Source organism: Kumtagia sp. (assembly GCF_059502445.1).
On sequence record NZ_JCACER010000110.1, the window covers coordinates 151,613 to 164,314 of the forward strand.

General features: G+C 67.2%; 11 protein-coding genes. 10 read left to right on the forward strand and 1 reads right to left on the reverse strand.

What is annotated here, in order from left to right; all coding sequences use genetic code 11:
* The first annotated feature begins 35 nt into the window (after positions 1–35).
* From AC5JDC_RS29695 to AC5JDC_RS29740, 10 genes are all read left to right on the forward strand, one after another.
* Positions 36–983, forward strand: coding sequence for a VOC family protein (locus tag AC5JDC_RS29695; RefSeq protein WP_495847227.1), 948 nt, complete (start codon positions 36–38; stop codon positions 981–983).
* 11 nt (positions 984–994) lie between these two features.
* The gene (locus AC5JDC_RS29700; RefSeq protein ID WP_495847229.1) at positions 995–1,675 is read left to right on the forward strand and encodes an alpha/beta hydrolase; all 681 of its coding nucleotides are present in this window, start codon (positions 995–997) and stop codon (positions 1,673–1,675) included.
* Positions 1,672–2,739, forward strand: a complete 1,068-nt coding sequence (locus AC5JDC_RS29705; protein WP_495847231.1) for a maleylacetate reductase — start codon at positions 1,672–1,674, stop codon at positions 2,737–2,739. The genes AC5JDC_RS29700 and AC5JDC_RS29705 overlap by 4 nt, the downstream gene beginning before the upstream one ends.
* A 25-nt stretch (positions 2,740–2,764) precedes the next feature.
* Positions 2,765–4,066, forward strand: a complete 1,302-nt coding sequence (locus tag AC5JDC_RS29710) for an ABC transporter substrate-binding protein (RefSeq protein WP_495847233.1) — start codon at positions 2,765–2,767, stop codon at positions 4,064–4,066.
* Positions 4,067–4,241: 175 nt separating this feature from the next.
* Entirely contained in the window at positions 4,242–4,961 is a 720-nt protein-coding gene (locus AC5JDC_RS29715; protein ID WP_495847235.1) for an ABC transporter ATP-binding protein, read from the forward strand.
* Positions 4,961–5,668 carry an ABC transporter ATP-binding protein gene (locus tag AC5JDC_RS29720; protein ID WP_495847237.1) on the forward strand — a complete coding sequence of 236 codons (708 nt, stop codon included), beginning with the start codon at positions 4,961–4,963 and terminating at the stop codon, positions 5,666–5,668. Before AC5JDC_RS29715 ends, AC5JDC_RS29720 begins: the two co-directional genes overlap by 1 nt.
* Before the next feature lie 367 nt (positions 5,669–6,035).
* The gene (locus AC5JDC_RS29725; protein WP_495847239.1) at positions 6,036–6,899 is read left to right on the forward strand and encodes a branched-chain amino acid ABC transporter permease; all 864 of its coding nucleotides are present in this window, start codon (positions 6,036–6,038) and stop codon (positions 6,897–6,899) included.
* Between the two features lie 295 nt (positions 6,900–7,194).
* The gene (locus AC5JDC_RS29730) at positions 7,195–8,280 is read left to right on the forward strand and encodes a branched-chain amino acid ABC transporter permease (protein ID WP_495847241.1); all 1,086 of its coding nucleotides are present in this window, start codon (positions 7,195–7,197) and stop codon (positions 8,278–8,280) included.
* Positions 8,273–10,027 (forward strand): FAD-dependent oxidoreductase, encoded by a 1,755-nt coding sequence (locus tag AC5JDC_RS29735; RefSeq protein WP_495847243.1) that lies wholly within the window; start codon positions 8,273–8,275, stop codon positions 10,025–10,027. Before AC5JDC_RS29730 ends, AC5JDC_RS29735 begins: the two co-directional genes overlap by 8 nt.
* Before the next feature lie 9 nt (positions 10,028–10,036).
* A complete protein-coding gene (locus AC5JDC_RS29740; RefSeq protein ID WP_495847245.1) occupies positions 10,037–10,930 on the forward strand; it encodes an intradiol ring-cleavage dioxygenase in 894 nt (297 codons plus the stop codon).
* A gap of 8 nt (positions 10,931–10,938) precedes the next feature.
* On the opposite strand, the gene AC5JDC_RS29745 is transcribed toward AC5JDC_RS29740, so the two are convergent.
* Positions 10,939–12,546, reverse strand: coding sequence for a XylR N-terminal domain-containing protein (locus AC5JDC_RS29745; protein ID WP_495847247.1), 1,608 nt, complete (start codon positions 12,544–12,546; stop codon positions 10,939–10,941).
* Between the last annotated feature and the right edge of the window lie 156 nt (positions 12,547–12,702).

Consider the following 12,702-nt stretch of genomic DNA (forward strand, 5'->3'; position numbering starts at 1 on the left):
CCATCGCTAAACGGTTCAAGCAAAGGGAGGAACCAATGGCCCTGATCAACGGCTACCACCATCTCACCATGAGCGTCGACGGCGCCCAGGAGGACTTCGACTTCTTCACCAAGACGCTCGGCCTGAAATCGGTGAAGAAGACGGTGCTGTTCGACGGCACGACGCCGGTCTATCACCTCTATTACGGCAACGCCGCCGGCGATCCTTCCACCATCGTCACCACTTTCCCGTTCCGCAAGCCCGGCATCTTCGGCCGGCGGGGCACCAACCAGACCAAGGTCATCCAGCTCGCGGTACCGCCCAAAAGCCTGGATTTCTGGGAGGACCGCCTGAATAAGGCCGGCCGCAAGGCGAGCCGGATCGAACGCTTCGGCATCAGGCGCGTCGCGCTCGAGCATCCCTGCGGCATCCCGATCGAGCTGGTGGCGGCGGAGAACGACACGCGCGAGCCGATCGTCGCCGATGGCATCAGCGCCGAGAACGGCATCAAGGGCATCTACGGCGTCGGCATCGCGGTGTTCGACAAGACCTCTATGGACGATTTCCTGACCATCGGCATGGGCATCGAGAAGCTTGGCGAGGAGGCTTCGGCGCTGAAGTTCAAGCTGCCGGGCTCCGGCCCGATGGCCTCCGTCGAAGTGCTGCACGAGCCGAACAAGCCCCAGGGAACCTGGACGCTGGCAGGCGGAACCATCCACCATCTCGCGCTCAACACCGGCAACGAGGAGAACCAGCTCAAGCTCAAGGCGCATCTGGAAGGGCTCGGCTTCACCGACGTGTCGGACCAGAAGGACCGCAACTACTTCAAGTCCTGCTACGTGCGCTCGCCGGGCGGCGCGCTGTTCGAGATCGCCTGGTCGGTCGAGAAAGGCTGGGCGGTCGACGAGCCGGAGGGCAAGACCGGCCAGACGCTGGTGTTCCCGCCCTGGTTCGAGGACCGCAAGGCCGAGATGGTCGCCGGCCTCGAAAAGTTCGAGTGGTAGGAGAGGACCGGGTGGCCGCCGTCGCGACCGAGGATGCCGTGCTGAGGCTGGGGGCCATGCCCGCCCATGCCGATGCGCTGTGCGTGTTCGTGCATGGCCGCGGCCAGTCGCCGGAGGAGATGGGCGAGCACGTGGTCGCCCGCCTGCGCAACAGAGGCGCGCATGTCGTGCTGCCGCGCGCAGCGGGCGCAGTCTGGTACGATGCGCGCGCCATCGACCCGCTGACGGAGCGGACGATGGCGCAACTACAGGCCGGGCTGGACGCCATCGATGCGGCGATCGCGCTCGGCGTCTCTGACGGGGCGCCGGGCGACCGGGTCGTGCTCGCCGGCTTCTCGCAGGGTGCGTGCCTGGCGCTGGAATACGCGCTGCGGCGGCCGGGCAGGCTGCGCGGTCTGGTGGGCTTCACCGGCTGCCGGGTCGGCGGTGCCTCGCGCGCCGCGGCGGCATCGCCGCTCGACGGCCTGCCCCTCTATCTCTCCTGCGGCGACGCCGATCCGTGGATACCGCTCGACGCATTCTTCGAGGCGGCGCAGGACGTCGCCCAGGCGGGCGCGGCGCTGCGGCTGGAGGTCTTTCCAGGCCGGGCGCACGAGGTGCTGGACGCGGAAATCGCTGCGTTGGACACGATGTTGGAAACGGTGGCCGCCGGTCGCGCGATCTCCCGACCAACGGGAGGAGCGACGGCATGACCGCGATAAACCCCTTCGTCTTTCCCGGCCTGCGTTCGCGGGTCGTCTTCGGCCATGGCACTATCGCCGAGACCGGCACGGAGATCGAGAGGCTCGGACGCAGCCGGGCGCTGGTGCTGTCGACGCCCAACCAGAAGGCGGACGCCCAAGCGCTGGTCGGTGAACTCGGCGGACTCTGCGCCGGTCTGTTCACAGACGCCACCATGCACACGCCGGTCGAGGTGACCGAACGGGCGCTCGCGGCATTCAAGCAGAGTGGTGCCGACTGCGTCGTGGCGCTGGGTGGCGGCTCCACCATCGGACTCGGCAAGGCGATCGCGACGCGCACGGGCGCCGACCAGGTGGTCATCCCCACCACCTATGCCGGTTCGGAGATGACCGACATCCTGGGCGAGACTGCCGGCGGCGAGAAGACGACGCGGCGCGATCCGTCCATCCTGCCGGAAACGGTGATCTACGACGTCGACCTGACGCTCACCCTGCCGCCGGCGCTCACTATCACCTCCGGGCTGAACGCCATGGCGCACGCCGCCGAGGCGCTCTACGCGCGCGACCGCAACCCGATCATCACACTGATGGCGACGGACGCGCTCAAGGCGCTCGCCGGTGCGCTGCCGGCGCTGGCGAAGGACGCCGGCGACCGCGAGGCGAGGGCAGGGGCGCTGTACGGCGCCTGGCTGTGCGGCACGGCGCTCGGCGGCGCCTCGATGGCGCTGCACCACAAGCTCTGCCATACGCTCGGCGGCTCCTTCAACACACCGCATGCCGAGACTCATGCGATCCTGCTGCCGCACACGGTCGGCTTCAATTCGGTGGAGGTGCCGGACCTGCTCGCGCCGGTCTCCGACGCGCTCGGCGGCACGCCGGGCGCCGCCCTTTTCGACTTCGCCGGCTCGCTCGGCGCGCCGACGAAGCTCAGGGATTTCGGCCTGAGCGAGAGCGATCTCGACCGGGCGGCGGAAATCGCGACCAAGAATCCCTACTGGAATCCACGGCCCTTCGACCGGGAAAGCATCCGCGCGCTGCTGCAGGATGCGTGGGAGGGCCGGCGCCCGCCGCAATGAACGAAAAGCAGCTTGGGAGGAAGCAATGACAAGACTCATTACACAGAGACTGAGCAGAAGGACGCTGCTGAAGAGCGCCGCCGCGACCGGCCTTGTCGCCGGCGCATCGGGCCTGCCGATGCCGGCCATCGCCCAGGCGAAGGCGGTGAAGCTCGGCTATGTCAGCCCGCAGACTGGTCCGCTTGCCGCCTTCGCCGAGGCCGACGCCTTCGTGCTGGACGGCCTCAAATCGGTCACCCAGTCGCTCGGTCTCGACGTCCAGGTGATCGTCAAGGACAGCCAGTCCAACCCCAACCGGGCGGCGGAGGTGGCCAAGCAGCTCATCGTCGACGACGAGATCAATATCATGCTGGTCGCCTCGACGCCGGAGACGACCAATCCCGTCGCCACCACCTGCGAGGCGGAGGGCATGCCCTGCATCTCCACCAAGGCGCCATGGCAGCCCTGGTTCATCGGCCAGCAGGGCAATCCCGCCGATCCCGGCAGCTGGAAGCCGTTCGACTACGCCTACCACTTCTTCTGGGGGCTGGAGGACGTGATCGCCGTCTTCACCAACATGTGGGCGCAGGTCGAGACCAACAAGAAGGTGGGCGGCCTGTTCCCCAATGACGGCGACGGCAACGCCTGGGGCGACAAGCAGGTCGGCTTCCCGCCGGTGCTCACGGAAAGGGGCTACACGCTCACCGACCCCGGCCGCTACCAGAACCTCACCGACGATTTTTCGGCGCAGATCAACGCCTTCAAGTCGGGCGGCGTCGAGATCATCACCGGTGTGATGATCCCGCCGGACTTCACGACCTTCTGGAACCAAGCCAAGCAGCAGGGTTTCACGCCCAAGGTGGCGTCGATGGGCAAGGCGATCCTGTTCCCGCAGGCGGTCGAGGCGCTCGGCAATCAGGGCAACAACCTGTCGTCGGAAGTCTGGTGGTCGCCCAATCATCCGTTCAAGTCGTCGCTGACCCGCGCCTCGGCGAAGGAACTGGCGGACGGCTTCACCGCCTTCACCAAGCGACCGTGGACGCAGCCGATCGGCTTCATCCACGCGCTGTTCGAGGTGGCGATCGACGTGGTCAAGCGCGTCGACGACCCGACCGACTCGGAAGCGGTCGTCGAGGCAATCGCCGCGACGAAGCTCGACACCATCGTCGGCCATGTCGAATGGAACGGTGCCAACCTGCCGCCCTTCGCCGCCAAGAACATCTGCAAGACGCCGCTGGTCGGCGGGCAGTGGCGGCTGAAGGAGGGCGGCGGATACGACCTCGTCATCACCGACAACCAGACCGCGCCAGAGATTCCGACAGGCGGCAAGATGGAGCCGATTGCGTAGACGCGGCGATCCCTCCCCTCGAGGGGAGGGTGCCGAGCGAAGCGAGGCGGGTGGGGTCCTCGCGGCCAAACTCCACGCCGCTTTGCGCCGGAGCACTGCCGCACTGACCCCACCCCCGGCCTTCGGCCGGACCCTCCCCTCGAGGGGGAGGGAGACGCACACCATCAGGAGAACCATGCCTATCCTCGCCCTCCAAGACGTCTCGAAATCCTTCGGTGCCCTGAAAGTCGCCGATGCGGTTTCGTTCGATCTTGCGGAGGGCGAGGCGCTGGGCATCATCGGCCCGAACGGCGCTGGAAAATCGACGCTGTTCAACCTGATCACCGGCAATATTTCCGCCGACGCCGGCAGCATCCGCTTCGCCGGCGCCGACGTGACGCGCCAGCCGCCGATGGCGCGCTGCCTCGCCGGCATCGGCCGCACCTTCCAGATCCCGCAGCCCTTCGAAAAGCTGACGGTGTTCGAGAACCTGCTGGTCGCCGCCGCCTTCGGCTCGCGCAAACGCGAGGCGGAGGTCACCGATCGCTGCGCCGACATTTTGGTGGAGACCGGCTTGGCCGAGCGCGCCAACCAGACCGCCGGCAGCCTCGGCCTGCTGCAGCGCAAGCGGCTGGAGTTGGCCCGCGCGCTGGCGACCGACCCGAAGGTACTGCTGCTGGACGAGATCGCCGGCGGGCTGACTGAAGGCGAATGCGAGGCGCTGGTCGGGACGATCCGCGCCGTGCATGGGCGCGGCACCTCCATCGTCTGGATCGAGCATGTGCTGCATGCGCTGAACGCCGTGGTCGGACGGCTGCTGGTGCTCAATTTCGGCAAGGTGATCGGCGTCGGCAAGCCGGACGACATCATGGCCTCGCGCGCGGTGCGCGAAATCTATCTCGGGATCGAGGTCTGATGGCGCTGCTCGAAATCCGTGGGCTGACCGCGCGCTACGGCGACTTCCAGGCGCTGTTCGGCGTCGACGTCGCACTGGAGACCGGCGAGACGGTCGCCGTCATCGGCGCCAACGGCGCCGGCAAGACGACGCTGATGCGTTCGATCTCCGGCGTGCTTGCCAACGCGCCCGAGCAGATCATGTTCGGCGGCGAGCCGATCGGCGCGCTGGCCGCCCCCGACGTGATGGCGCGCGGCATCGCCATGGTGCCGGAAGGGCGGAAGCTGTTCCCGTCGCTGTCGGTGGAGGAGAACCTTTTGATCGGCCGCTACGGCCGGGCGGTCGACGGGCCTTGGTCGCTGGAGACGGTTTTCGGCCTGTTCCCGATCCTCGAGGAGCGCCGCAACAGCCCGGCCACGGCGCTGTCGGGCGGCCAGCAGCAGATGGTGGCGATCGGCCGGGCGCTGATGTCCAATCCGCGCGTGCTGCTCTGCGATGAGATCAGCCTGGGGCTGGCGCCCGTCGTCATCCGCGACATCTACGCCGCCTTCCCGGCGATCCGCGCCGCTGGCGCGTCGATCGTCATCGTCGAGCAGGATATCTCGCAGGCGCTGAAGGTGGCGGACCGCGTCTACTGCATGATGGAGGGGCGCGTGACGCTCGCTGGCGCGCCGGCCGCGCTGACGCGCGAGGCGATCCATGCGGCGTATTTCGGGGTGCGGGGATGAAGTTCGCACTCCTTCACACCGCCCTCTGTCCTGAGCCCGACGAATGGGCCGGACATCTCCTTCTTGAGGACAGGGCAATCGCATTTGAAGGTACCCCCACCCCTAACCCCTCCCCACAAGGGGGAGAGGGACCTGCTTGCATGCCCGCCGAGCAACAGTCATCGGCGGTTTCGCGGGGCAGGGCCGCCGCAAAGTCCCCCTCCCCCTTGTGGGGAGGGGTTAGGGGTGGGGGTAAGGCGGCGCCAAATTTCGCGCCATACGACATACACGATTGCCCTACCCTTGAGGGGGAGATGTCCGGCCCATTCGACAAGCTCAGGACAGAGGGGGGGCTGCAGCGCTCCAGCCTTGCTTGCGAGGCCGGCCCATGAGCCTGCTCGACACCATCGTCCAGGGCGTCCTGCTCGGCGGGCTTTACGCGCTGTTCGCGGCGGGATTGTCGCTCGTCTTCGGCATCATGCGCCTGGTCAACCTCGCCCATGGGGACCTGATCGTGCTCGCTGCCTTTCTCATCCTGGTGCTCGTCACCGCGCTCGGGCTGAACCCGTTCGTGGCGGCGCTGGTCGCCATGCCCGTCATGTTCGCGGTCGGCTGGGCGCTCCAGTCGCAGCTCTTCAACCGCACGCTCGGCCCCGACATATTGCCGCCGCTGCTGGTCACCTTCGGCCTTTCCATCGTCATCCAGAACGCGCTGCTCGAAGGTTTTTCCGCCGACAGCCGCCGCATCTCGGCCGGCGCGCTGGAGACCGCGTCGCTCAAGCTCGGGGCCATCAATGTCGGCGTCATGCCGCTGCTCACCTTCCTGTCGGCGGTGCTGGTGATCATCGGGCTCAACCAGCTCTTCTACCGCACCGCGCTCGGCCGCGCCTTCCGCGCCACCTCCGACGACACGGTCACCGCCGGGCTGATGGGGATCAGGCCGCACCGCATCTTCGCCGCCGCCACCGGCATCGCCATGGTGGTCGTCACCATCGCCGCGCTTTATCTCGGCACGCGCGCCAATTTCGACCCGACCATCGGCCCGGCGCGGCTGATCTACGCCTTCGAGGCGGTGATCATCGGAGGGCTTGGATCGCTGTGGGGCACGCTGGCCGGCGGCGTCATCATCGGCGTGGCGCAGACGGTGGGCGCGGCGATCAATCCGGAATGGCAGATTCTGGCGGGGCACGTCGCTTTCCTGGTCGTGCTGCTGATCCGGCCGCGCGGGCTGTTTCCGCGGGCGGTGGATTGAGGATGGCGATGTTTGCACTTCGTCGCACCCCCCTCTGTCCTGCCGGAAGCGAGATGTTTGGCGACACGGTTGAAGGCCTCTGGCGCGGCTTTGACACCCCCATCCCCCTTGAGGGGAGGGGTATGGGGTGGGAGTGCGGCGGATACAGTCGGTCAAAGAGAAATCTGAGCCTTTCGGTACCTCGGAAGGTTTCGCGCGCTCCCGACCCCCACCCCATACCCCTCCCCTCAAGAGGGAGGGGGGCATCGGCGTTGGCGCCCTGCCTTGGTACGACACTTCGAAGCGGGGCGTGGTGATGGACGCCTCGCACCGCTCCTGGAAAGTCGAAACCCGCACCAAGGCCTCCAGCGCCTTTGCGGTCGCTGCCGCCATCGTCGTCGTCGTCGCCATTCTCGCCCCGCTGTTCATCTCGCGCGGCCTGCTCCAGGACCTGTTCTTCATCCTCACCATGCTGACGCTGGCGCAGAGCTGGAACCTGCTCGCCGGCTATGCCGGCCTGGTCTCGGTCGGCCAGCAGGCCTTCGTCGGCTTCGGCGCCTATGCGATGTTCGCCTGCGTCATCCTGCTGGGGCTCGATCCTCTTTCCTCGATCTTGTTGGCCGGCTTTGCCGCCGCGCTGCTCGCCATCCCGACAGGCTTCTTCGCCTTCCGCCTGCAGGGCGCCTATTTCGCCATCGGCACCTGGGTCGTCGCGGAGGTGGTGCGGCTGCTGCTCGCGCAATGGAAGGCGCTGGGCGGCGGCACCGGCACCTCGCTGCCCTCCGGCACGACCCGCGACATGATCGGCGTCGGGCTGGTCGGCGACCTGTTCGGCATGCGCGCCGCGCACGCTTCCGATGTCGTCTGCTACTGGCTGGCGCTGCTGCTTGCCGTCGCCACCATCGGCTTCGTCTACCGGCTGCTGCGCTCGCGCCAGGGGCTGGCGCTGGCCGCCGTGCGCGACAACCAGGAGGCGGCGCGCTCGGTCGGCGTCGATGCGCGCCGCGTCAAGACCTATGTCTATCTGGCCGCTGCCTTCATCACCGGGCTCGCCGGCGCGCTGATCTATGTGCAGAAGGCGCGCATCTCGCCGGACGCGGCCTTCTCCGTCATCGACTGGACGGCCTACGTCATCTTCATCGTCGTCATCGGCGGCATCGGCACCATCGAGGGGCCGATCGTCGGTGTCATCGTCTTCCTGCTGCTGCAGAACATGCTCGCCGACTACGGCTCGTGGTACCTGCTGGTGCTCGGCCTGATCGGCATCGCCATCATGCTGTTCGCGCCGCGCGGCTTGTGGGGCCTCATAGCCGATCGCACCGGACTCCAGTTTTTCCCTATCCGCCGCCGGCTCAGCGGCGGACCCATCAGCTTCACGACCAAGGGAGCGCCGCATGGCTGATATCGAAACCGACGTCCTCATCATCGGCACCGGGCCGGCCGGCTCGGCTTGCGCGGCGCTGCTCGCCAGCTACGGCGTCGAGAACATGGTGATCAACCGCTACCGCTGGCTGGCCAACACGCCGCGCGCCCACATCACCAACCAGCGCACCATGGAAGTGCTGCGCGACCTTGGCCGCGAGGTCGAGGACGAGGCCTACATGTTCGCCACCGAACAGGACCTGATGGGCGAGAACATCTTCTGTACCTCGCTGGCGGGAGAAGAAATCGGCCGCATGCGGAGCTGGGGAAAACACCCGCTGTCGCGCGCCGAGCACCAGCTCTCCTCGCCCAGCCACATGAACGACCTGCCGCAGACCTTCATGGAGCCGCTGCTGTTCAAGACCGCCTGCTCGCGCGGCACGCAGGCGCGCATGTCGACGGAGTACGTCTCGCACGAGCAGGATGCCACGGGGGTCACCACCACCTGCTACGACCGGCTGACCTGCAAGGAGTTCATGGTCCGCTCCAAATACCTGGTCGGCTGCGACGGCGGCAATTCCAAGGTCGCCGAGCATGCCGGGCTCACCTTCGAGGGCAAGATGGGCGTCGGCGGGTCGATGAACATCCTGTTCAAGGCCGACCTGTCCCGTTACGTCGCCCATCGCCCGTCGGTGCTCTACTGGGTGGTGCAGCCCGGCGCCGATGTCGGCGGCATCGGCATGGGGCTGGTGCGCATGATCCGCCCGTGGAACGAGTGGCTGATCGTCTGGGGCTACGACATCAACGGCCCGGAGCCGAAGGTCGACACCGCCTTCGCCACCAAGGTGGCGCGCGACCTGGTCGGCGATCCGGAGCTGGAGGTCGACATTCAGTCGGTCTCCACCTGGACCGTCAACAACATGTACGCGACGAAAATGTCGAACGGCCGCGTCTTCTGCATGGGTGACGCCACCCACCGCCATCCGCCGTCCAACGGGCTCGGCTCCAACACCTCGATCCAGGACGCCTTCAATCTCGCCTGGAAGCTGGCCTATGTCCTGAGAGGCACGGCCGGGCCAAAACTGCTGGACAGCTTCAACGTCGAGCGCGCCCCGATCGCAAAACAGATCGTGACGCGCGCCAACCAGTCGATCGAGGAGTTAGGGCCGATCTTCAAGGCGCTCGGCCTGCTCGATTCCATCGACCCGGTGAAGATGCAGCAGAACATGGATGCGCGCTGCGACGACACGCCGGAGGCGGAGGAGCAGCGCAGGAAGATCCGCGAGACCATTGCCTACAAGGTCTACGAGTTCGACGCGCATGGCGTCGAGATGAACCAGCGGTATCATTCGGACGCCATCGTCACCGACGGGCAGAAGGAGCCGGCGTTCGAGAAGGACGCCGAGCTGCACTACCAGCCGACGACCTGGCCGGGCGCGCGGCTGCCGCATGTCTGGGTCTTCGACAATCACGGCGGCAAGGTCTCGACGCTCGACCTCGCCGGCAAGGGGCGTTTTGCGCTGCTCACCGGCATCGGCGGCCAGGGCTGGATCGAGGCGGCAAAGATCGTGGGCAGGGAACTCGGCCTGGACGTCGCCGCCCATGTCATCGGCCCACGCCAGCACTGGCAGGATTTCACCGGAGATTGGGCCCGCGCCCGCGAGGTGCGCGACAGCGGCATCGTGCTGGTGCGTCCGGACCAGCATGTCTGCTGGCGGCGCGAGGCGGCAGCCGACGATCCCGTGGCTGAGTTGCGGCGAGTGCTCAAATCCATCCTGGCTGTGTGAGGAACGATCATGGAAGCTCACGAAAAAGGGTTCTTCACCGAGGAAAACTCGGTGGACGTCGTCACTGGTCGCAACGTCAACGCCAAAAATGAGCGGCTGAAGCAGGTCATGGAGGTTTTGACCCGTAAGCTGCACGAAGCGGTCAAGGAGATCGAGCCGACGCAGGACGAGTGGATGCAGGCGATCCTGTTCCTCACCCGCACCGGCCATATGTGCAACGACTGGCGCCAGGAGTTCATCCTGCTGTCCGACGTGACCGGCGTCTCCATGCTGGTCGACGCCATCAACAACCGCAAACCCTCGGGCGCCTCGGAATCGACGGTACTCGGACCCTTCCACGTCGCCGACGCGCCCGAATTACCGATGGGCGCGAACATCTGCCTCGACCAGAAAGGCGAGGACATGGCGATCTCCGGCCGCATCCTCGACACAGCAGGCAAGCCGATCGCCGGCGCCGTGCTCGACGTCTGGCAGGCCAATGACGAAGGTTTTTACGACGTGCAGCAGAAGGGCATCCAGCCCGACTTCAACCTGCGCGGCGTGTTCCGCACCGGCGCGGACGGCCGCTATTGGTTCCGCGCGGTCAAGCCGAAATTCTATCCGATCCCCGACGATGGCCCGGTCGGGCAACTGCTCGGGGCGCTCGGCCGCCATCCCTACCGGCCGGCGCATCTGCACTTCATCATCAAGGCCGACGGCTTCGACACGCTGGTCACCCACATCTTCGACCCCGACGATCCGTACATCAACTCGGATGCGGTGTTCGGCGTGAAGGAGAGCCTGCTTGCGGAGTTCAAGCGGGTGGACGACCCGGCGCGGGCGAAGGAACTGGGCTTCGACGGCTGGTTCTGGGAGGTGGACTACGATTTCGTGCTGAGCCGCGACAAGGAGGCGGCCGCCTGATGCGGAGGCTACGCCCGATCATCCTGCGCGCCGAGCCGATAGGCGAGCTGCGGCCGGGTGAGGCCGAGCAGGCGCGCGGCGGCGGAGAGGTTGCCGCCCGCCCGGTCCACCGCGGCCGCGTAGGCCGATCGTTCGAAATCCTGAAGAGACATGCCGCCTTCGTCGAAAATCCGGTCGAGCAAGGCACGCACGTCGCTGCGGGGCGCGGAGGGCGGGGACATGTGATGGCGCGTGCGAAGCAGCTCGGCCGCGATCTCGGCGGGCAAGACGGGCTCGTCGCCCCTGCCGGCAGCCAGCAGGGCGCCGAGCACGGCGCGCATCTGCGGCAGGTTGCCGGGCCAGTCCGCGCTGTCGATCGCCTCCGCCGCGCGCTGGTCGATGGGGCGCGATTGCAGGCCGAGCCGGTCGGCAAACGCCGGCATCAACGCCGCGGCGATGGCGCCCTTGTCTTCGCGTTCGGCGAGCGCTGGCATGCGGACGGTCAGGGCCGACAATGCGTACCAGAGATCGGGCGGTATCGCCGACGCCTCGCCGCCGGCAACGGGATCGAAGCCCGCGAGCGCGAGGATGCGCGGGCCGCCCGCAACAACCCCTTCCTCGACGGCGCGGACGAAATGCGCCTGGGCCTCGGCCGGAATGTTCTCCGCTCCGTCGATCACGATCGTTTCGGCGCCGCCGCGTCGCCCACCCTTGTTGCGGCGCGCGATCTCGGCGCAGAGGTCGTGGTCGACCTGGCCGCCGAAGACCTGCCGCAGGTCGCCGCGCCGGCCGCAAGCGTCATGCAGAAACCGCGCCGCGCGGCTTCGGCCGGTGCCCGGCAGGCCCATGATCAGGACGGGCAGCCGCATCGGCGCGAAGCTCTCGAGCCGGTCGACGACGGGCGCCAGAATGCGGCGGTCGAGATCGGACAGGCCCTGTGCGGGCGTGCGCGCCGTGGCTGCTCCGGCCTGTACGGGTTGAGCGCGGTCCTGCCGGACGATGACGCGCTCGCAGAACAGGGCGACTTGCGGGTCGTCTGGGCCCCAGCCTTCCGCCGGCTTGCCGACCACGCGGCAACACGCGTGCCCCATGGCTGCGCATTCGATCTCCTTGTAGATGATCGGGGTGTCGAGGAACTCGCTGGCATAACCCGAGGCATAGCCGAGCTGGGTCCAGCAGACGGGCTCGGCCGCCTTCAGGCCGAGCCGCACGAACTCGGCGGCCTCGACGCTGTCGTTCCAGATGAACTCGCCGGCAAAACGTTTCCGGCGGAAGTCGAAGTCGTTGTAGACGGTCTCGACGCGGACCACGCCGCTGAAGGTGTGCAGGCGGGTGCCGGCGGTGAAGGCGTCGCCCGGATCGAGGCTCGGCCAGTTCTTGCGGACGAAGCGGGCGTCCGCCAGCCCCGAGAAATAGCCCAGCCGCATCAGGAAGACGCGCGTTTCCTGCGGGCCGAGCAGGCGAATCAGCTCGCGCCGGAGCTCCACGCCGACCGCCGCGCGCTGCATGACGATGCGGTCGCCGTTGAGGCGGATGGTGCCGTCCGTCGGATTGAATGCGAGGCCCGACAAGAGCTCGCGGACCGTCGGCTTGCCGCCGCGATCGAGCACTTTCGACGGTTCGAACAGCGTCTTCATATTTCCCTCGGATGGCCTCTCGCGGACCGTCATTGCACGGGCGCAGGATTTCATCAAATAGTAAAACGGGTTTATTCATTTCATGAAGGCTGCGCCTCCCTCGCTTCGTTTGAGCGTTTTGCCGCGAAGCAGTTAATTCAGCAAATTCAAGTCGTT